General features: G+C 73.0%; 11 protein-coding genes. 2 read left to right on the top strand and 9 right to left on the bottom strand.

Going from position 1 to position 21,651, the window contains the following annotated elements; all coding sequences use genetic code 11:
- Window positions 1-226: 226 nt before the first annotated feature.
- The 3 genes from STRBO_RS0105120 to STRBO_RS0105110 all read right to left on the bottom strand — a co-directional run bounded on the left by STRBO_RS0105120 (window position 227) and on the right by STRBO_RS0105110 (window position 5,386).
- Window positions 227-2,008 (bottom strand): GMC family oxidoreductase N-terminal domain-containing protein, encoded by a 1,782-nt coding sequence (locus STRBO_RS0105120; protein ID WP_005481126.1) that lies wholly within the window; start codon window positions 2,006-2,008, stop codon window positions 227-229.
- Window positions 2,009-2,092: 84 nt separating this feature from the next.
- Entirely contained in the window at window positions 2,093-3,748 is a 1,656-nt protein-coding gene (locus tag STRBO_RS0105115) for a succinic semialdehyde dehydrogenase (protein ID WP_005481127.1), read from the bottom strand.
- 246 nt (window positions 3,749-3,994) lie between these two features.
- Complete coding sequence (locus tag STRBO_RS0105110; RefSeq protein WP_005481129.1) at window positions 3,995-5,386, bottom strand: diacylglycerol/lipid kinase family protein; 1,392 nt, start codon at window positions 5,384-5,386, stop codon at window positions 3,995-3,997.
- A 372-nt stretch (window positions 5,387-5,758) separates the two neighbouring features.
- On the opposite strand from STRBO_RS0105110, the gene STRBO_RS0105105 reads away from it, so the two are divergent.
- Window positions 5,759-6,703, top strand: coding sequence for an alpha/beta hydrolase (locus STRBO_RS0105105; RefSeq protein WP_245170577.1), 945 nt, complete (start codon window positions 5,759-5,761; stop codon window positions 6,701-6,703).
- A 4-nt stretch (window positions 6,704-6,707) separates the two neighbouring features.
- Here STRBO_RS0105105 and STRBO_RS0105100 read toward each other — a convergent pair whose 3' ends face one another.
- From STRBO_RS0105100 to STRBO_RS0105075, 6 genes are all read right to left on the bottom strand, one after another.
- Window positions 6,708-8,426, bottom strand: coding sequence for a serine/threonine-protein kinase (locus STRBO_RS0105100; RefSeq protein WP_005481131.1), 1,719 nt, complete (start codon window positions 8,424-8,426; stop codon window positions 6,708-6,710).
- A gap of 162 nt (window positions 8,427-8,588) precedes the next feature.
- Entirely contained in the window at window positions 8,589-10,382 is a 1,794-nt protein-coding gene (locus STRBO_RS0105095) for a serine/threonine-protein kinase (RefSeq protein WP_005481133.1), read from the bottom strand.
- Window positions 10,383-10,514: 132 nt separating this feature from the next.
- Window positions 10,515-12,281: a serine/threonine-protein kinase gene (locus STRBO_RS0105090; protein WP_005481134.1), complete on the bottom strand. Its 1,767-nt coding sequence runs from the start codon at window positions 12,279-12,281 to the stop codon at window positions 10,515-10,517.
- Window positions 12,282-12,500: 219 nt separating this feature from the next.
- Window positions 12,501-15,239: a protein kinase domain-containing protein gene (locus STRBO_RS0105085; protein ID WP_020113865.1), complete on the bottom strand. Its 2,739-nt coding sequence runs from the start codon at window positions 15,237-15,239 to the stop codon at window positions 12,501-12,503.
- Window positions 15,240-15,628: 389 nt separating this feature from the next.
- On the bottom strand, window positions 15,629-17,824 hold the full coding sequence (locus STRBO_RS0105080) for a serine/threonine-protein kinase (RefSeq protein ID WP_020113864.1): 2,196 nt from the start codon (window positions 17,822-17,824) through the stop codon (window positions 15,629-15,631).
- Window positions 17,825-18,028: 204 nt separating this feature from the next.
- Entirely contained in the window at window positions 18,029-19,735 is a 1,707-nt protein-coding gene (locus STRBO_RS0105075; RefSeq protein ID WP_005481137.1) for a glycerol-3-phosphate dehydrogenase/oxidase, read from the bottom strand.
- A 281-nt stretch (window positions 19,736-20,016) separates the two neighbouring features.
- On the opposite strand from STRBO_RS0105075, the gene STRBO_RS0105070 reads away from it, so the two are divergent.
- Window positions 20,017-21,225 carry a nucleotide sugar dehydrogenase gene (locus STRBO_RS0105070; RefSeq protein WP_005481138.1) on the top strand — a complete coding sequence of 403 codons (1,209 nt, stop codon included), beginning with the start codon at window positions 20,017-20,019 and terminating at the stop codon, window positions 21,223-21,225.
- The last annotated feature ends 426 nt before the right edge of the window (window positions 21,226-21,651 follow it).

Raw genomic sequence — 21,651 nt, 5'->3', positions numbered from 1 at the left:
CATGGGCGCGACCTGGCACCACAAGCGGTTTCGGGTATCACTTCAGCCTCAGCGGAGTGTGACTCAGGTCACACCAGAAAACTGTCATCGCGGGGGCAACCCTTCACACGACTCACCGGTCACACCTGGCACACGAGAGAAGGACCCGCGCTCGGAGGGGGGTGCGGGTCCTTCTCCGCTGTCCTCTCCCGCACCGCCGTCGCCGCCGCGGACGCACCGGCCGGACCTACTTCTTCGGCGGAACGGCCGGTACCGGCAGCAGCGGCAGCCGCAGCGCGCCGAAGGCGTCCGCCGGGACCGCCGGACGCAGGGGCTCCACGGGAACGAGGCGCTCGTAGGCCGCTCCCGGGGCCGGGCGGTGGTCGGCCTCGCCCTTGTTCGGCCAGTACGACATCGCGCGCTCGGCCTGGGCGGTGATGGTCAGCGAGGGGTTCACCCCCAGGTTCGCGGAGACGGCGGCGCCGTCGACGACGGAGATGCCGGGGTGGCCGTAGAGGCGGTGGTACGGGTCGATGACGCCGTCGGCCGCCGTGGCACCGATGGGGCAGCCGCCGAGGAAGTGCGCGGTGAGCGGGGTTCCCATCAGCTCGCCCACGTTGCTGCCGGCGAAGCCGTTGATCTCGGCGGCGAGGGTGGCGGCGGCCGTCGAAGCGGCCTCGATCTGCTTGGGATTGGGCGCGCCATGACCCTGACGTGCCGTCAACAGTCCCTTGCCGAGGCCCTTCGGCTTCAGATGCGTCGACAGGGAGTTGTCCAGGGACTGCATCACCAGACCGATGATGGTCCGCTCCGACCAGCGGCGGTTGGACAGTGAGCGGGCCACCAGCAAGGGGTGTCTGACCGCGTTCGCCAGCCAGCCGAGCACCCGGGAGGCGTCCGACGCGGTGCCGCCCGCGTAGGGGACCTGGAGGATCGACAGGCCACCCATCGCGTTGGACCCCTTGCCGTAGCGGACCGGCTCGATGTGGGTGTTCTCGTCGGGGTGGATCGAGGAGGTGATCGCCACGCCCCGGGTGAAGTCGACCTCGGGCGCGCCGTGGGCCTTGCGGTAGCGGCGCCGGTCGGTCTGGGCGCCGACCAGGGCCTCCGAGTTGGTGCGGGTCAGCATGCCCAACCGGTCGGAGATGTGCGGCAGTTGGCCGCCCGCCTTCATCCGGTGCAGCAGGGTCTGGGTGCCGTAGGTGCCGGCGGCGAGGACGACGCGGCGGGCCTTCAGCACGCGGGAGTCACCCTTGCGGCGCGCGTCGGTCGGCAGGGTCGTGACGGCGTAGCCGCCCTGGGAGTCCTCGGTGACGGCGACGACCGTGGTCATCGGGTGGACGACCGCGCCCGCCTTCTCGGCGAGGTGGAGGTAGTTCTCGTTGAGGGTGTTCTTGGCGCCGTGGCGGCAGCCGGTCATGCACTCGCCGCACTCGGTGCAGGCCCTGCGGGCCGGGCCCGCGCCGCCGAAGTAGGGGTCTGCCACCTGCTCGCCGGGGGCGGCCTTCGCGGTGCCGTCGGCGTCCTCGCCGTCGCCGAAGAAGACACCGACCGGGGCGAGGTGGAAGCTGTCGCCGACACCCATCCGCTCGGCGGCGGCCTTCAGGTGCACGTCGGAGGGGGTCATCGTCGGGTTGAGCCGTACGCCGAGCATGCGCCGGGCCTGGTCGTAGTACGGCTTCAGCTCCTCCTGCCAGTTGGTGATGTCCTTCCACTGCGGGTCCTCGAAGAACGGCTTCGGCGGTTCGTAGAGGGTGTTGGCGTAGTTGAGGGAGCCGCCGCCCACGCCGGCCCCGGCCAGCACCATGACGTTGCCCAGCAGATGGATGCGCTGGAGGCCGTACATGCCGAGGGCGGGGGCCCAGAGGTAGTTCTTGAGGTCCCAGGAGTTCTTGGGGAGGGTTGCGCGGGTGAAGCGACGGCCCGCTTCCACGACGCCGACCTTGTAGCCCTTCTCGGTCAGGCGCAGCGCGGTGACAGAACCGCCGAATCCTGATCCGACCACGATGACGTCATAGTCGTACGACACTTGTTCTCCTCGTCGAGAACGGTCCTCAGCTTGCGGGCCGTATGTGGTTGCTCACGCGCTTCCCCGCGCCCCCTCACGGGGCGCTCACCTCAGGCGCAGCGCCTTCATCGCCTTCAGGCTGCGGCTCATGAACTGGGCGTACTTCTCGTCGTCCATGCCCAGGGACGGGGCCATGGGCAGCAGGCGCTGCTGGGCGACGGTCTGGGCCTCCGTGTACTTGAGGATGCCCTCGGAGCCGTGGCGGCGGCCGAGGCCGGAGTCCTTCATGCCGCCCATCGGGGACTGGACGCTGCCGTAGGCGGAGGCGTAGCCCTCGTTGACGTTGACCGTGCCGGCGCGCACGCGGGAGGCGATCTCGCGGCCGCGGCGGCCGTCCTTGGTCCAGACGGAGGCGTTGAGGCCGTACGCGGTGGAGTTGGCCTCCGCGACGGCCTCGTCCTCGTCCGTGAAGCGGTAGATGGAGACGACCGGGCCGAAGGTCTCCTCCGTGCACACGGACATGGGTTCGGTGACGCCGTCGAGGATCGTGGGCTCGTAGAAGTAGGGGCCGATGTCGGGGCGGGCGACGCCGCCCGCGACGACCTTCGCGCCCTTCTCCACGGCCTCGTCGACGTGGCGGCTGACGGTCTCCAGCTGGCGTGCGCCGACGAGGGAGCCCATCTCGGCGCCGTAGGCGAGGGACTTGCCCAGCCGCATGGCCTTGGTGCGGGCGGCGAAGCGCTCCAGGAAGGCGTCCGCGACGGACTCGTGGACGTACAGGCGCTCGATGGAGATGCAGAGTTGGCCGGCGGAGGAGAAGCAGGCGCGGACGGCTCCCGCCGCGGCCTTCTCTATGTCGGCGTCGGCCAGGACCAGCATGGCGTTCTTGCCGCCGAGTTCGAGGGAGACGCCGACGAGGCGGGCGGCGGCGCCCTGGGCGACCTCGCGGCCGGTGCGGGTGGAGCCGGTGAAGGACACGTAGTCGGCGTGCCGCACGACCTCGGGGCCGATGACGGGGCCCTCGCCGAGGACGACCTGGAAGACGTCGGCGGGCAGTCCGGCCTCGATGAGCAGGTCGCGGGCCCACAGGGCGGTCAGGCAGGTCTCCGTGTCGGGCTTCATGACGACCGCGTTGCCCGCGACGAAGGCGGGGATCGCGTCGCCGACCGACAGTTCGAGCGGGTAGTTCCAGGGGGCGATCTGGCCGATCACACCGCGCGGGTGGCGCAGCTCGGTGACCTTGGTGAGGGTCGGCACGGCGCCGGTGTGCCGCTTCGGCTTCAGATAGAAGGGGGCCTTGCGGCCGTAGTGCCGGGCGGCGACCGCGACGGCCTGGACCTCCTCGTGGGCGTGCAGACGGGCCTTGCCGGTCTCCAGCTGGATGAGGTCGAGCACCTCGCCCTGGCGCTCCAGCACCAGGTCGTGGAAGCGGAGCAGGACGGCGGCGCGCTCGCGCACCGGTCGCTGGGCCCAGACGGCCTGGGCGGCGCGGGCCCGCTCGTAGGCCGTCGCCACGTCCTCGGGGGTGGACTCCGGCAGGTCGGCCAGCTTCTCACCGGTGAAGGGCGTGTGGTTGGCGGTCCGGCCGGAGCCGACCACGCCCTTGGTGAGCTGGGCGACCAGTTCGGGGGTGACCACATCGGCGGCGGTACGGGCGCCCTGCGGGGCTGCCGCGAGGGGGTTGGTGCCGGTCGTCCGTGCCGTGCCGGTCGTTCCCGTGATGGTCGTGCCGGTCTTTTCGGGGGCCTGCGAGTCCGTCATGACGCGCAGGGTATTCCGGACCGGACGACTTTGGGTACCCGGCGGTAACAGGGTTTCACCGGGTCCACCCATCACGCCAGTGATCGCTGGCAACGAAGTCGCTGATCAGCGCGGCGGGCGGTGCCGTACGGGGGCGGATGCGGCGTGGATCACCTTGTGCGAAACCGCGGGTCGCCCCCCGGGGCACGGTGTGCACGTCCGCCACGCCGGACGCCTAACGCCAGCGGTCCCACAACCGCCGGACGCCTAACGCCAGCGGTCCCACAACCGCTGCGCCCAGCCGTAGCGTTCGCGGTGCTTGGGCAGGGCCGTGCGGCCGACCGCGGCGGCGAGCTTGCGCAGCCGGCGCCAGTCCAGGGGCGGCTTGGGCTCGGGGACGCCGGGCCGGTCCCGGGGCACACGGACGCGCAGGGCCTTGGGCGAGACCCGGCAGTGGACGGGGGTGGGCAGCAGGAGGGCCTCACCGTCGACACCGACCTCGATCTCGGGCCGGTCGGCCTCGACGACGATCTCGTCCGCGACGAGGAGGCTGAGCCCGGGGGCGTTCGGGCCGAGGACCATCCCGGCGGCCTCGGCCGCGCTGTCGACGCGCACTCCGACGACGCCCAGCACCCCGGCGTCCAGCCGCTCACGGCGGCCGAGGCCCACGAGGTCGTCGCTGCGGTAGACGTTGTTGCTGACGAGGACGGCCTGCGGCGCGTCGATGACGGCGTCCCCGATCCGGGCGGTGAGCCGCGGGCCCCGCTGGTGCGTGAGCAGTTCGGGCAGCAGTTCCAAAGTGGTGCGGACCTTGTCGTCGCGGTAGGCGGGGCTCTGCACGACGGCGGCGTACGCGCCGAAGGAGGCGTTGTTGACGAACGGGTGGCCGCTGGCGTAGCCGAGGTCGACGTGCAGCTCGACACCCTTGTCGGTGAGCGCGTCGAGGCAGGCGGCGGGGTTGTCGCGGTCGAGGCCGAGGTCCATGGCGAAGTGGTTGCGGGTACCGGCGGAGATGACGAGGAGGGGGACGTCGTACGCGGCCGCGATGGCGGCGACCTGGGCCTGGGTGCCGTCGCCGCCCGCGACACCGAGGAGGTCGGCGCCGTTCCTGACGGCGTCGCGGGCCAGTACGGCGACGTCCTCGTGGTGCGCGGGGTCGAGCAGATGGACCGTGGCGCCGAGCCGCTCGGCGCGTTCCTTCAGCCGGAAACGCTCGACCTTCCCGCCCCCCGACCTGGGGTTCATGATGAGGAAGGGCCGGATGGGGGCGGGGGTGCGGTGCTCGGGCACATGCACCTGGTGGGACTTGGTGCTGCTGAGGGCGAACTTGCCGGACCAGACGGCCACGGCCCACAGCCCGGCGGAGACGATCACCACCCACAGCAGGTTGGCGACGGCGAACCACCAGATGACGCCGACCGGCGCGGCCACGGCCAGCACGCCCGCCGCGACCCGGACGGCCCCGCGGTGGATCAGCACCCACCACAGCGCGGCCACGGTGAGTCCGGCACCCAGTACGACGCCCGCGACGAGCAGCAGGCTCGCGCCGCGCGCATAGCCGAGCGGCAGCAGTACGGCGAGCGCGGCGCAGCCGAGCGCGGCCCTGGCCGCCCAGCGCTGTCTCGCGTGAGCCCGCACGTCCAGGTGTTCGATGCCCACGCTCGCTCGCCCCTCGCGCCGATCATGCACTTGACACGGCATGTTAGGGGCAAGAGGCCGGACAAAGCGATGCCTCCTGGACACCGGCCGCGTCGTCCTCGGCCGTCCCGCGCGCACACGGCGGACCACGCCGTCGCAGCGAAAACCCACCATTGTTTTCGAGAGCGGGCATTTTCACCGCAACCCCCGTACCCCGCTTGGCAATTGTTCGAGCCCGCCGCCTATAGTCCGGGTGCGCACGCGAGCAGGCCGTGTGGGCGCTCCCCCTGTGGACTCTTCGCGCCACGAGCGGACGCGGACGCCTCGATCGGATCCCGCGCCCCGGGGACAACGGACGCCTGCCGTCGGGTCGTATGCGAAGGGCTGGTGGCCGTGCGTCGCCTCTGGGGTTGTCTGTTTCTTAGCGCTGCGGCGGTCGCGGCGCTTCTCATCTCCGACACGCGCGACAGCGCGGCCGCCGGCCGCGACGAGGCCACGTACTCCTACGGTTCGCACACCCGGCAGACCCTCGACGCCTACTGGAACGCCGCCGGCGAGGAGCGGGACGGCAGGCAGCCGGGCCTCGTGATCCTGCACGGCGGATACTGGCACGAGGACACCGGCTGGGCCACCTGGTCGCGTGCCTTCGCGGACGCCGGGTACGCCGTCTTCGCCGTCGACTACCGGCTGAACCACGACGCCCCCTGGCCGGCCCAGCGGACCGACGCCCTGTCCGCGCTCGACTGGATCCGCGACCACGCCGCCGACTTCGACCTCGACGTCAACCGGATGGTGCTCCTGGGTTCCTCCTCCGGGGGCCAGATCGCGACCAGCGTGGCGACGTACCGGTCCGGTGTGCACGGTCTCGACGGCGTGGTGGGGTTGTCCCCCGTGGTCGCCCCGTACCGCGCGTGGCGGGACGGCAACGCCGCCACCGCGACGGACCGGCAGCGCAGGCTCCGCGACAACGCCGTGATTCTGGCGCGCTGCTCCCCGGAGGGGAAGCCGGACACAGGCTCGGACACGCGGGCGCCGGCGAAGGAGCCCGACACCGCGTCCACGCCCCCCGACTGCCGGGAGACCTGGAACGACATGGCGGCCAAGAGCCGGGCCTCCGGTGCCGACGACGCCCCCATGTACCTGGTCCACTCCAAGGGCGACGCCGCACCCGTCCGGCCCTCGCTCGACCTCGAAGCGGCCGAGGAGAGGGACCACAACATGCCCGCCAACGGGGTGACGGTGAAGACGGTGCCCGGTTCGGCGCACGGCGCGGCGCTGCTGGACGATCCGAAGGTGGCCGAGCGGGTCATGTCGTGGATCGCCGAGAGGACGTACTGAGCGCCTACGTGTGCTTGAACTCCAGGTTCGCGAGGACCGTACGCGCGATCTCGCGGCCCTGGCCGGTGAAGTGCCCCTTGCCCGGATAGTCGATCCAGACCCGGTAGACGTCGCCGTTGCGCGCCTTGTAGTACAGAACCCGCGCCTCACGCCGGCGCGGGGCCCGGGTGTCCGTGGTCGTGTACACGATGGTGTTCTCGGCGGCGTCCCGGTCCTTGAACCGGGCCTCCTGCGGCCGCCCCTTCGGCGTCGGCGTGTCGGCGATGTCCAGGGTGTACTCGCCGTCCTTGACCACCTCCCAGTCGGCGTACGCCTTGTCCAGCGCGTTGCCCGGGATCTCGTTGTCCTTGTCGTCCGCCTCGATGTCCCGGTCGACGTTGATCCGGATCAGCCCGCTGGGGTCGCTGTACTGCGCGAAGGTGCCGTCCGTGGCGTCCGGCTCGAACGTGTCCTTCACGAAGTCCCCGGGCACGCCCACGCTCGCGGCGACCTTCGCACCGAGGTCCCGCTGCTTCCAGCCGTCCGGCAGGGGCCCCGCGAAGGGGTCGGCGATCACCAGGTACGCCGTCACCGCCGCCGCGACGACCACCGCGCCGAGCCCGGTCAGGGTCTTGGCGCCGACCCGGATGCCCCGAAAGTCACCGGCCGGGGTCCCGGCGGCCTGCGGAATAGGCCGGGTGGGCGCGGGCGCCGGCGGGTTCGCGGCCGCCTCCAGCAGCTCACGGACACGGGCGGCGGCCGGGCGGCGCGCCGGGTCCTTCTGCAGCAGGCCGTTGATGGCCTCGGCGAGCGGGCCGGTGGCCGAGGCGGGCGCCGCCGGCGTGGCGTTGAGGACGGACTGCAGGGTCGCCGGCGTGTTGCTGCGCCGGAACGGCGACACGCCCTCGGTGGCCGCGTAGAGGACGACGCCGAGCGACCAGAGGTCCGAGGCGGGGCCGGGCCGCTGGCCCAGCACCCGCTCGGGGGCGATGTACTCGGGCGAGCCGACGATGCCCCCGGTGTCCGTCAGGTTCGTCTCGCCCTCGATCTGGGCGATGCCGAAGTCGGTGAGGACGACCCGGTCGTGGCGGCCGAGGAGGACGTTGTCCGGCTTGACGTCCCGGTGCAGGATGCCCGCCGCGTGCGCCGCCTCCAGCGCGCCGAGCACGTCGAGGCCGATTCTCGCCGCGTCGCGCACCCCGAGGGTGCCCTCCTGGAGCGCGTCGCCGAGCGAACGTCCCCGGACGAGTTCCATCACGATCCACGGCTGGCCGTCCACGACCGCCACGTCATGCACGTTCACGACCGACGGATGGTCGAGCCGGGCCGCCGCACGGGCCTCACGGCGCATCCGCTCGAAGGCGTTGGCCCGTTCACGCTCGGGAAGATGGTCCGGTACGCGAGGCTCCTTGACGGCGACCTCACGATCCACCGTCTCGTCCTTCGCCCGCCACACCGTGCCCATGCCGCCATGGCCGAGCTTGGCGAGCAGCCGGTAGCGCCCCGCGATCAGGCGTCCGGTGCCGGAGTCCTGCGGGGGTTGTGAGGGCGCAGCGGACTGTACTGGTGGCTGCACCGTCGGCCCTACCGGTGACGACGGCGCCGGCTGTGCCACCACCCCGGTCGGCTGGGCATACGGGTTGCCCGGGTACGGCACGCTCGGCTGCGGCGGTTGCAGTCCGAAACTCGTCGGCTCGTCCGACCCGTAGCCGGATCCGTAAGGGGCGCCCCCGTTGCTGCTCATACGCTCATCTGTATCGCGGCGAGCGCGTCGACATCCACCCCCGTCGCTTTCCGGTCACAGACCCGTGACGCGGAACGCCACATATATCCGGTTTGACACGAACGGACGTACTGGCCGACCGCATAAGAGGACGACGCCCAGCCACGCTGGGGGGCGGCGCGCTCAGCCGCGTACGAACGTGTCCACCGCCACGTCGAAGTACTCCTTCGCCTCGCTCACCTTCCCGACCGGCGCCGACACCCACACGTCGTACAGCCGCCCGTCCTGCTCCCAGCACAGGTCGTAGGTGTGCCGGGGCCCCTCCGTCGCGCTGAAGCCGTCCCAGGTGAACTCCCAGCGCGCGGCGGGGCGCCCGCCGTGCGTGGTCTCGGTGACCCTGCCGTCGCGGTAACCGGGATTCGTCGAGGGCCCCTTCTCGTGGGCGCGCCGCATCACGCCGGCCGGTCCGCCCTCCTGCGGGTCGTCGAGCTTGACGCCGATACGGATCACCTCCCCCGGCGACAGGTAGAAGACCCGCTCCCCCTGCGGGTCCCGTGTGAAGCCGTCCGGCACGGCGAGGCTGAAGCCCCGCTCGTCCTCGGCGAGCCGGTACCCCGAGGGCACGGTCGGCCCGGTCGCCGCCCGCGAGCGCGTCACCGTGGGCGTGGCGTCGGACGACGTGCCCGGCGTGTCGTCCGTCGACGTACCGGGTGTGCCGGACGCGCCGCCGGACGCGCCGGGCCCGCCCGAGGTGGCCGGCGCACGCGTCGTACGCGACTCCTGCGGCGTCCCCGGTGCCGAACTGCTCGGCGTGCCGCCGCCGCCCCCGCCGCCCCCGTCCCGCAGCAGCAGCGCCGCCGCCGAGACGCCCGCCCCGGCCATCGCCGCCACCAGCGCCGCCGCGACCAGCACGGTCCGGGCGGACTGCGGTTGCCGCTGCCGCGGGGGCTGCTCCCGCAGGGACGCCTCGGGGGCGCCGGGCGAGGGCGGCCCCGACGGCGACGGTCCGCCCGCCGCCGGCCCGTCCTGGGCGGCGTGCCCGGCCGCGGCCCTCCTCTGCGCGTCCCGCCCGGGGCGCGGCACGTCCCGCCGGGTCGGGGTGTAACCGGCAGACGCCCGCGGGGCCTTGGTGGTCCTCGGTGTCCGGCCGGTCTCCCGGAAGGTCCGCAGCAGCCGTTCCGCCTCCGCCGCGTCGAGCCGCCGGTCCGGGTCGCGCTCCAGCAGCCCCCGCACGACGGGGAGGAGGGGCGCGGCCTGCGCGGGCGGCCGGATCTCGTCGACGACGACCGCGTGCAGGATGCCGCCCAACGAGTCCCGCCGGAACGGCGATTCCCCGCTGAGCACGGCACACAGCAGCGCGCCCAGCGACCACAGGTCGGACTCCGGTCCGGTGCGGGTCCCGGACATCCGCTCCGGCGCGGTGTATTCGGGCGAGCCGACGAAGGACCCGCTCTCGGTGAGCGTGGTCGCGCCTGCGACCTGGGCGATGCCGAAGTCGGTGAGGACGACCCGGTCGGTGCCGGTCTCCATCAGGACGTTCGCCGGTTTGAGGTCGCGGTGCAGGACCCCGGCGTCGTGCGCCCGCCGCAGCGCGCCCAGCAGGGCGATCCCGATCCGCGCGGCCTCGCGCGCGTCCACGGGCCCCTCGGCCTCGACACGCTCCGCGAGCGAGCCGCCGTTGATCAACTCCATGACGATGTACGGGCGTTCGTCCTGCTCGACGACGTCGTGCACGACGATGATGTGCGGGTGCCCGAGCCGGGCGACCGCCCGCGCCTCCCGCAGGGTGCGCTCGCGCCGCTGCCGGGACCGCTCCTCGGGGAGCGAGTCGTCGAGGGCCAGCTCCTTGACCGCCACCTGCCGGCCGAGGAGCTGGTCGGTGGCGCGCCACACGATCCCCATACCGCCGCGGCCGATCCTGGCCTCCAGCCGGTAGCGGCCGGCTATGAGACGGACGTTCTCCCCCTCGGTCCCCATACGCCCCATCATGCCGCACCGGACCGGAACCCTCCGGTGCCGCGGGACGGCCTGGCCGACAAGCGACGTAGGCGCGACCCGTGAGCGCCGCGTGCGAGGCCCACGCGCTGCGCCGAACCGCTCGGCCACGCCTCACTTCTGCGCCGGCCGCCAGCTGCGCAGCACCGTGTAGAACTGCTCCTTCGCCGTGTCCCAGTCCCCGGCGGGCGCGGACATGTAGATCGTGTACTCGACGCCGTCCCGGGAGAGATACATCTGCTCGATCGCCCGGCGCGGCCCGGGGAACTCCGTGTCCTTCGCCGGCGCGGTCCAGGTGAAGTCCCACAGGGCGCCCGGCCGGTCGCGGAAGATGTTCTCCTCCAGACGCACCCGCCGGTACTCGGGCCTCGCCGTTCTCAACTGCTCCTCCAGGTCGAGCTGGTGGTGGTACGGGCTGTCGAAGTCGGGCGCGTCGTCCACGGCGATCCGCAGGAAGTGCTCACGGTCGTCGGGGGTGTAGTCGATCTGCGTGCCCATCACCTGCCGCTTCCACCCCTTGGGCAGGGCGAGGCTGAAACCCTCCGGGTCCTCGACCCGTTCCCACCCCTGCGGCACGCCGTCGTCCGCCTCGCCCGCGCCGTTCGCGCCGGCCGTGGAGCCGCTCCCCGCGCGCCAGGCGTCGGCGTAGTGCATCGCGACGGCACCGCCACCGCCGATCAGCGCGGCCAGCAGGAGTACGGCCACGACCGTACGAACCCGGCCGCGCCGCCCGGCGGTGGGCGTCGGGGCGGGGGCGGCCGGCGCGGGCGGGACGCCCATGGCCATCGGAGCGGCCGGTGTGCCGAAGCCACCGGCGGCGGGAGGGTGGCCTCCGGCGGCGGGCGCGTGCCCCCCGGCGGAGCCCGCACCCACGGTGGGGCGCCCCGGCACCCGCGCACCACCACCCGTATCCGAACCGGGAGTGGCGGGAGTGGCGGGCGCGCCCTGTGCACCACGCGCGCCCCCACCCTCCGCACCGTCCGGCGCGAGGGCGGCTCCACCCGTGTCGTCCACCGCGCCCGCCGACTGCTGCCGGGTCGGCACATACGCCTGCGCCACCCGGGGCCGCCGCCCCTCCGCCGCCTCGGCGAGCATCTGCTCGATCTCGTCGGCGGGGGGCCGTACGGCCGGGTCCTTGCACAGCAGCGCGGTGATGACGGGCCCCAACGGCCCGGCCGCCACGGGTTCGGCGACCTCCTCGCCCACCACGGCCTGCATCGTGGTGAGCGGAGTGGTGCGCCGGAAGGGCGACTTGCCCTCGACCGCCGTGTACAGCGTGGCGCCCAGCGACCACAGGTCGGAGGCGGGCCCGGGGTCGTGCCCGCGCACCCGCTCGGGTGCGATGTAGTCGACGGATCCGACGATCTCGCCGGTGCGGGTGATGGTCGTGTCGCCCTCGACCTGCGCGATACCGAAGTCGGTCAGCAGCACCCGGCCGTCCTCGGCGAGCAGGACGTTGCCCGGCTTCACATCGCGGTGCAGGACGCCGGCCCGATGGGCGGCGCCCAGCGCGCGCAGCACCCACATCCCGATCCGCGCCGCCTCCCGCGCCTCGACACGCCCCCGCTCCTTGACCGCGTCGGCCAGGGACACGCCTTCGACCAGCTCCATGACGATCCACGGCCGGTTGTCGTGCTCCAGCACGTCGTGCACGGTGACGACGGCCGAGTGGTTGATCCGTGCCGCCGCGCGCGCCTCGGCCCGGGTCCGTTGCAGCAGGACGGCCTGGTCGCTCTCCGAGACGTAGAGCGCGGCCGTCAACTCCTTGATCGCGACGGCCCGGTGCAGCACCTCATCGTGCGCACGCCAGACCCGTCCCATGCCCCCGCTGCCGATCGTGTCGACCAGCCGGTAGCGCTCCGCGAGGAGCAGCCCCTGCATCTGATTCACGTTGCCCCGCAATGTTCTTGACAGGGTCACATTAGGGAGCGGCTCGCGCCGCGGGGAACCGGCGGGGCCGCACAGGGACAGCACTGTGACGGTTCTCGCTTCCGCCACCGGAGCGCAACCTTCCGGAGCCCGCCCGACCAAGCACCCGTCCGCCCGCCCGAGGAGCCCGTTCGGCCGCGCGCGGAGCCCGTCCGACCGCCCGGGGAACCGCTATCCGGTCACCTTGTAGGTGGCCGCCGCCTGCTCGTACAGCCGTGTGACCTCGTCCCGCTCCGCCTCCGGCCCGCGCAACTGCACCACGTGGTACCGCCCGTCCAGGAGGATCGCGAGATTCCGTACGTACACCCCGCGCCCCTCGGAGTCCTGCCAGGTGAACTGCCCCTCGGCCGAGGACACACCACCGACCTCGATCAGCCGCATCCCGGTGGAGGTGGCCCAGGACGAGTCGCGGAACGGCTGCAGTTCGCGCTCGTCCTCCCGCTGGTACTTCAGCGGATCGCCGCCGTACGTCGCCCTGCTGTCCCGCCCCGGCACGAGTATCAGCTCGAAGTCGCCCTGGGAGTACACGATCTGACCGCGCCCGTTCTTGCCGCTGCGGTCCCAGCCGTCGGCGACGGCGACATGGAACCCCTCGGGGTCCTTGCGCAGGGTGAACCCCTGGGCGACCTCGGGATCACCGGTCTGCGTCTGCGTCGAACCGGACGACTGCGACGGGCTTGCCTTGTCCTGGTCCTTCTCTCCGCCGTCGGGGGAGTTCGAGTTCCGGTCGGGCCGGGGCTCGTCGCTCGCCGTGGGCACCGAACTCCCCTGCCCGGCACTGTCCGTGCGGGTGCCCGTGTCGCCGCCCTCACTGCCCGGCGCGGCCTTCGGCATGAAGACCACGGCGTACGTGAGGGCCGCCACCAACGCGAGCAGGATCAGCAGGAGCAGGTTCCGGCCCAGTTTGCGGGGCTGCGGAGCTTTCTGGCGAGTGCGCTTGTGGCGGGCGTGCGCACTCGTCGCGGGCAGCCCGGCGCGGCGCCTGCGGACCAGTTCGCCGCGTCGCCGTACGATCGGCAGCCGGCTCGCGTCCACGGGCGGCGTCGGCACGACATGCGCACCGGCCTCGGGCTCGGGCGCCGACCGCACCAGCGAACGCAGCCAGCCGCGCAGGTCCTCGAAGTCCAGCCGCTCAGTGGGGTCCTGGCGCAGCAGGGACTCCACGACCGGTCGCAGCGGCCCGCACTCCTCGGCGAACGCGGGCGGTTCCGCGCACACCAGCTGCACCAGCTCGGCGGTGTTCTCCTCCGGGTACGGCGCGTGTCCCTGCACGGCCCGGAACAGCAGCGCCCCGAGCGCCCACAGATCCGTCGACGGCCCGATCGGCGCCGCCAGCTGCCAGTTCTCGTGCACCGGCCCGGCCTGCTCCGGGGCCCACCGCTCCGTGACGGGCCCGACCACCGCCATCCGCGCCTGACGTGCCCGCTCGGCGGCGAGCGCGGTCGCGGGCCCCCGCCGGGCAGCGGCCCCGCCGCCCACGCCGTCCCAGGCGACGCTGTCCTCGGTACCCCCGGGATACGGACCGGTCGTGTCCCGCACGGAGTCGGTGTGCCCACCGAGTACCAGGTGAGTGCCGGTGTCGCCGCCGTCGAAGGTGTCATCGGCCCGGCCACCCACGGCCGGGGCCCCGCCGAGCGGACTCGCGGCGTACGGCGAGGAGTTCCCGGCGGCCGGGACCATCCGGCCGTTGCCGCCGGGCGCGGCCGTCGTGCCGCGTGGTGCGGCACCGTGCCAGGCGCTCGTGGCGCCGCCGTTCGCGAGGACTCCGTAGGGGTCGGCGATCTGGCCCAGGGGCACCGGTCGTGTCCCCGCGCCGGAGGCAGGGTCGCCGTCGCGCCCGGGTCCCGTCGCCGGGGTGTCCCGCGGCGCCGGCCGCTGCGCGGGCAACCCCGCGCCCGAACCGCCTTGTTGGTCGTCCTGCACCCGGGCCGCTGCCCGCGCGCCCGCACGGTACGCGGCGATCGCGCCCGCCCGCGCCGCCCGGGCGTCCCCGCCCGCCTCCAGCGCGCGCTGCCCCCCGGAGGGGTCGCCCTGGGCCGTCGTACTTCCCGCCCGTGCCTCTATCGCCGCCCGCCGCGCGGCCTCGGGGTCCTCAAGGGCGCCCCCGGGCACGCCGGCGCGGGCGCCGCCGAACGTACTCGCGCCGGTGCCCCCGGGCGCCGACGCCCCGCGCGCCGCGGGAAGTCCACCGGGCGGCACCGGGTCACGGCGCGCGACCTGACCTCCGGCGGGTCCCACGGCAGGCACCACCGCGCCACCGCCGGGAGCCCCTGGGGGCGTGTCCTCGAACTCCCGCACGGGCACCGGGTCGTACCCGCACAGCGCCTCTTCGGCCGCCCCCGTCGCCAGCCCGGTCAGCATCACCCGGCCGTCGTCGCAGATCAGCACCGTACGGGCGGTGATGTTCCGGTGGACCCAGCCGTGGGCGTGCAGCGCCCGCAGCGCGGTGAGCACGTCGGAGGCGATCTCGGCCGCCCGGTACGGGGTCAGCGGCTGGTCCGCGAGCAGTGCGGCGAGGGGCCGCGCGGGCACCAGTTCGCTCACTATCCACAACGAGCCGCCCTCGGCGAACACGTCGAAGACCTGGTCGAGCCGCGGATGGTCGGGGATCTGGGCGGCGGCCTGCGCCGCCTCGATGGCCCGTCGTACGGCGGGGTCGGCGGAGCGGCGCGTGGCCCGGCCCGCACCCCGGCCGCCTCCGCCGTCCCGCGCGACATAGCCTTCGGGCAGCCCGTCCGCGTCGAGCATCTCCGCCTCGACGACCTCGGGCAACGGCACCTGGCGGACCAGGACTTCCTGTCCGCTGTAGGTGTCGAAGGCGCGGAGCTCCGAGGCGGGTTCGTACTCGTCGGAGGGCGGCAGCGGCAGGCGATAGCGGTCGGCGAGCACGCGCCCCGCGTATGCGTCCACAACGCCCTCCCCCGGCCGCCCGGTTGGTCAATTCCGTTCGTCTTGTGGCCCGTTCCGCTCTTGATGCGTACGGTCCGCAGCCCTTCACGATACGTGCCGGAGGCAACTCACATTGACTCGATGCGATATCTCGTTCGTCTCGAATGTGCTCGAACGCATCCGATCTTCCCCGGAAGCGGCGCCCCCGAACTCACCAGGCGGGCACAAGTACCGAAGCCGAGGTCACATCGGGGAGGCCCACCCCGGCCCCGAGCCCCGCACGCCCCCGTACGGCACCCCGAGCTTGAGGCACGAAACCGCACACGGTCCCGACTCCGTACGAACCGGCGCACACCACCCCACCCGCGCACGCTCCCGCGCACACCGTCACGGGCGGGGCACCCGGCGCCTCACGACTTCGGCTTGAACGTCTTCGTGAACGTCCGCCACGTGTTCTTGCGCAGCTCACCGCTCCACTTGGACGCCTTCGCGGTGTACATCAGCGCGTAGCCCTGCCGGGAGTCGACGACGAAACCGCGGTCGATCGACCGGTACTTCGTCCCGCTCTCCACGTAGGTGAACTCCCAGTCGGCCGCGTTCCAGCCCCGGTAGTCCACCGCCTCTATGCGGATCCGCTTGTACTGCGAGCGGACCATGTACCGCTCCTGGTTCTTCCAGTCCGCGACCGGGTCCGTCTTCGGCCGTCTCGTCCAGCCGACGAGCAGCCGCTGCCCGTCGGGGCCGGAGAAGCGGGCGCCCGCGGCGTCCGTCGACTGGTACTTCCACCCGTCGGGCAGCCCGATCGAGAGCCCCTGACCGCTCTTGTACGTCTCGGTCGCGATGGTGCCCGAGCCGGAGCCGCCCTCGCCCACGGATCCGTCCGACCCGCCCGTGGGGTTCGGCGAACTGCCCCCGGAGCCGCCCGAACGGCCGGCCCCGTCCGTCGTGTCACCGTCCGGACCGGGGTCGGACCCCTTGTCCTTCCCCTTGTCCGCTTCCGTGCCGCCCTTGTCGTCCTTGGTGTCCGCGTCCTTGCCGTCGGCGTCGCTCCCCGACGCCGCTCCGCCGGACGCGACCGCCTTGGTGCCGGCGCCCTTGCTGTTGTCGGAACCGCCGTCGTCGCCGAGGGTGAGGGCGAGGACGGTCCCGAGGACGACCAGCACCACGGCCACGGCGATGACGGCCAGGGTCCGCCGCGACACCACGTCCGTGATCGGTGCCCGGGGCACCGGCCGCGGCGGCAGATCAGGCGGGGGCACCTGGGGCCACCCGGAAGTCCGCTTCGCCGACACGGAGTTCCCCGCACCGTCGCCCGCGCTCGCGCCCGCCGCACGCGGCCCCGGCACCGCGGCCCCCGACCCACCCGGGGTCTGGCCCGAGCCGCCGCCGGTCCTCGTGGCATCGGCACCCGACGCCACCCCGACGGACGCGGACCTCGTCGTCACCGCCGCCGAGGACGCGGCCGGAGAGACGGCACCGGCCTCACCCGAAGCCTTACCGGAGCGCCCGCCGGACGTCCCACCCGAGGCGCCGGCACCGACACCGCGCGCCACACCGGCACCGGCACCGGCACCGGCGGCAGCGGCCCCCGACGAGCCCTTCCGCATGGACCACCGAGGCGCCCGCGGCCGCTCGCCGCCGCTCTCCTTGGCCCCGGCGCCCGCGGAACCACCCTTCTTCGGGCGCTCCTCCGGCACCGGCGGCAGCGGCACGACCCGCGTCGCGTCCACCGGATCGACGTCCTTCGGATCGGGCGCGTGGATCACGGTGTTGAGCATCGCCCGCGCACCGGCGTCGTCGAGCCGCCGCTCGGGGTCCTTGGTCAGCAGCCCGAAGATGACGTCCCTCAGGGGGCCGGCGCGCTTGGGCTCCGGCACCGGCTCGGTCATCACCGCGGTCAGCGTCGCTATGGCCGACCCCTTGTCGTAGGGCGGCACCCCCTCGACCGCCGCGTAGAGCAGACCGCCGAGCGACCACAGGTCGGCCGCGGGGCCGGGCTTGTGACCGCGGGCCCGCTCCGGCGAGATGTACGAGGGCGCGCCCACGAGCATGCCGGTCGAGGTGATGGAGGGGTCGCCCTCGACCTGTGCGATACCGAAGTCGGTGAGGACGACCCGGCCGTCGTGCTTGTCGATGAGCACGTTCGACGGCTTCACGTCCCGGTGCAGGATGCCCTCGCGGTGCGCCGCGCGCAGCACGTCGAGGATGGCGAGCCCCACCTCGGCGGCCCGCCTCGGCTCGAGGACGCCGTCCTCACGGATGGCCTCGGCGAGCGACTTGCCCTCGACGAGTTCCATGACGATCCACGGACGGTCGTCCTCGTGCACGACGTCGAAGACCGTCACAGCGGCGTTGTTGCGGATCCGCGCGATCGCCTTCGCCTCACGCAGCGTGCGTGTGATCAGGCGCCGTTTCTCGTCCGCGTCGATGCTCGACGGGAACCGCAGCTCCTTGACGGCGACCGTACGCCCCAACGTCTCGTCCATGGCACGCCATACCGTGCCCATACCGCCGCGACCGAGCACCCCTCCCAGCCGGTACCGCCCGGCGAGGAGACGTGCGTCCTTGTCCTGACGGGATTCCCCAGCCCGCTCCGCCTCCGACATGCGTCCCCTCATACAACCCGCCCTGACAGAGCCTCCATTGTCACCCACCCGCCAACCGCCCCACGCCCAGGGCCCCCTCAAGCAGCCACGGCGGCGGCTGAGAGGGCTTCAGAGGCGCAGGGTACGGGGGGCGGACGGGGACCGGCGGGGCCCGGCGAGGGGGCGGACACCGGCCGCCGTCCCCGCGACCCCGACCGCGCGCGACTACAGCGGCACGATGTCCGGCGCCCCCAACCGGGCCGCGTCCGCCGTCAGATCGTCCGGCTGCCGCTGCGACTCCCGCTCCGCCTCCACCCTCTTCTCGTAGTGCTGGACCTCCCGCTCGGTCTGGTCCTTGTCCCACCCGAGCACCGGTGCCATCAGCTCCGCCGCCTCCCGCGCGCTGCGTGTCCCGCGGTCGAAGGTCTCGATCGAGATCCGCGTCCGCCGCGTCAGCACGTCGTCGAGGTGCCGCGCCCCCTCGTGCGAGGCCGCGTACACCACCTCGGCCCGCAGATAGTCGTCGGCCGCGTGCAGCGGTTCGCCCATCGACGGGTCGGCCGCGATCAGTTCGAGCACCTCCTCGGTCGCCGACCCGTACCGGTTCAGCAGGTGCTCCACCCGCACCACGTGCAGCCCGGTACGCGCCGCGATCCGCGCCCGCGCGTTCCACAGCGCCCGGTACCCCTCCGCGCCCAGCAGCGGCACGTCCTCGGTGACGCACTCCGCGACCCGCTGGTCCAGCCCGTGCACGGCGGCGTCCACCGCGTCCTTGGCCATGACCCGGTACGTCGTGTACTTCCCGCCGGCCACGACCACCAGCCCCGGCACCGGATGCGCCACGATGTGCTCGCGCGAGAGCTTGCTGGTGGCGTCCGACTCCCCGGCGAGCAAGGGCCGCAGCCCGGCATAGACCCCCTGCACGTCGTCCCTGGTCAGCGGCACGGCGAGGACCGAGTTCACATGCTCCAGCAGGTAGTCGATGTCCGCGCTGGAGGCCGCCGGATGCGCCTTGTCGAGGTCCCAGTCGGTGTCGGTCGTCCCTACGATCCAGTGCCGCCCCCAGGGGATCACGAACAGCACGGACTTCTCTGTCCGCAGGATCAGCCCGGTCGTGGAGTGGATCCGGTCCTTGGGTACGACCAGATGGATGCCCTTGGAGGCCCGTACGTGGAACTGGCCCCGCTCACCCACCATCGCCTGGGTGTCGTCGGTCCACACCCCGGTGGCGTTCACGACCTGCCGGGCGCGGATCTCGTACTCCCCGCCGGCCTCGACGTCCTGCACCCTGGCGCCGACCACGCGCTCGCCCTCGCGCAGGAACCCGGCCACCCGCGCACGGTTGGCGACCTTCGCCCCGTACGACGCGGCCGTGCGCACCATCGTGGCCACATAGCGGGCGTCGTCCATCTGGGCGTCGTAGTACTGCAAGGCGCCGACCAGCGCGTCCTTCTTCAGACAGGGCGCGACGCGCAGGGCGTGACCGCGGGTCAGATGACGGTGGACCGGCAGCCCCCGCCCATGCCCGCGCGCCATCGACATCCCGTCGTACAGCGCGACGCCCGAGCCCGCGTACCACCGCTCCCAGCCCTTGTGCTGCAAGGGATAGAGGAACGGCACGGGCTTCACCAGATGGGGTGCGAGCCGCTCCAGCAGCAGCCCCCGCTCCTTCAAGGCCTCGCGCACGAGGGCGAAGTCGAGCATCTCCAGATAGCGCAGACCGCCGTGGATCAGTTTGCTGGACCGGCTGGACGTGCCCGACGCCCAGTCGCGTGCCTCGACCAGGCCCGTGGACAGGCCGCGGGTCACGGCGTCCAGGGCCGTGCCCGCACCGACCACGCCACCACCCACGACCAGCACGTCCAGCTCGCGCTCGGCCATACCCGCCAGTGACTCGGCGCGCTGCGCCGGTCCCAGTGCCGCTGTCCTCACCGCTGCCTCCTGCTGTCGGTCGCGCCGGCCTCACCTGTCCATACCTCTCGGACGAGACCCGGTACATGTCCCCCTGCCCAAAATTCTGACCGCCCTGCCCGACTTCGGCCACCACCCGCCCGCAGCCTGCGGATAACTCCGCAGGACGCGCACAGAAAAACGACTCCCCAATCCCGCATATCGGTCATATTTACGCCTAGTGTGACATTGCGCTCGCTCGTCCAGTCCACAGGGCTTGCGCGTCTGTCCCGCTTCGGTTACTGGGAAGGACGGCCCACGCCATGCCCGCAGATCTCGCCGTCATCGGACTCGGCCAGTTGGGGCTGCCGCTGGCCCAGGCCGCCGTCGCCGCCGGCATCCCCACGCTCGGTTACCGCACCGGCCCCGACTCCGGCTCCCTCACCCCCGGCGAACTGCGCCGCATGCTCGCCCGCGGCTTCAAGCCCACCACCAGCCCCGCCGAACTCGGCCGCGTCCGTACGGCGGTCATCTGCGCGCCCACCCCCCTCGGCGCCGACGGCTCGCTCGACCTCACGCAGGTCGAGGAGGCCGCCCGCACGCTGGCCGCCCGGCTGCGCCCGCACACCACGGTCATCCTGGAGTCCCCGGTCCCACCGGGCACCACCGGGGAACTCCTGCGCCCCCTCCTCGAAGAAGGCTCCGGCCTGCGCGCCGGCCGCGACTTCCACCTCGCCTACTCCCCCGCGCGCGTGGACCCGGGCAACCGCGACTTCGGCCCCGCCAACACCCCCAAGGTGATCGGCGGTCTCACCTCCGCCTGCACGGAGTCGGCTGCCGCCTTCTACGGCCGCCTCACCGACAAGGTCGTACGCGCGCGTGGCCTGCGCGAGGCGGAGACGGTCCACCTCCTGGAGACCAACTACCGCCACGTCAACATCGCCCTGGTCAACGAGATGGCCGCCCTCTGCCACGACCTCAACGTCGACCTCTGGGACGTCATCCGCTGCGCCGAGACCAAGCCCTTCGGCTTCCAGGCCTTCCGCCCCGGCCCCGGTGTCGGGGGCCACGCCCTCCCCCAGGACCTCTCGGGCCACGCCCCCCGATCGCTCCGCATGGTCGAACTGGCCCAGCGCGTCAACAACCGCATGCCCCAGTACGTCGTCCAGCGCGCCGCCACGCTCCTCAACGAACACGGCAAGTCGGCCCGGGGCGCCCGTGTCCTCCTGCTGGGCATCACCTACAAGCCAGACATCCCCGACCAACAGGGCACCCCCGCCGACGAGATCGCCCGCCGCCTCATCGAACTCGGCGCCCACGTCAGCTACCACGACCCGCACGTCCCCACCTGGAGCGTCCTCGACCGCCCCATCCCCCGCGCCGACTCCCTCTACGAGGCCACCGCCGACGCCGACCTGACGATCCTCCTCCAGCAGCACCGCACCTACGACCTCCAGGGCCTGTCGGTGAAGGCGCAACTCCTGCTGGACACCCGGGGGGCCACGCCCACGGGGGCGGCGCATCGGTTGTGAAGGGGGCGCACGACGCGGCCCCGTCCTCCGGGGCTGGTGGCAGACCCCGCCCCACCCCGGTACCGTACGGAAACAGGTGGAGCCCACCGCAGCGGTCACTGCGGCAGGCTCCTGGATGGTTCACGGAGTGTCCGCCCCTATTCCGCTTGGGGGCGGCCGCTCACCATCCGAAAAGCCGCAAGATCCACCTCCTCCGGCACTTCACCATCCGAAGACGGACTCGGTCCCAGCGGGTGGGCTTGCGGTGACGTCCCATGGGCGCCCCCTTCCACGACACCGCCCATCGACCCGGTAGGCGGTCCGTCGGAATCGGGCCGGGCCCCGAGGGCGGGGTCCGGACCAGGTCCTTGGAAGGGGGCTCCCAGCCGAACTGGGGCACCGAACAGGAACGTTATCGCCCGGCTACGCCCATTCGGCCCACATTCG

Origin of the sequence: Streptomyces bottropensis ATCC 25435 (assembly GCF_000383595.1) — a bacterium.
GTDB lineage: Bacteria > Actinomycetota > Actinomycetes > Streptomycetales > Streptomycetaceae > Streptomyces > Streptomyces bottropensis.
Note: the sequence above shows the minus strand (reverse complement) of the source record. Positions and strands in the feature narration are given on the sequence as shown.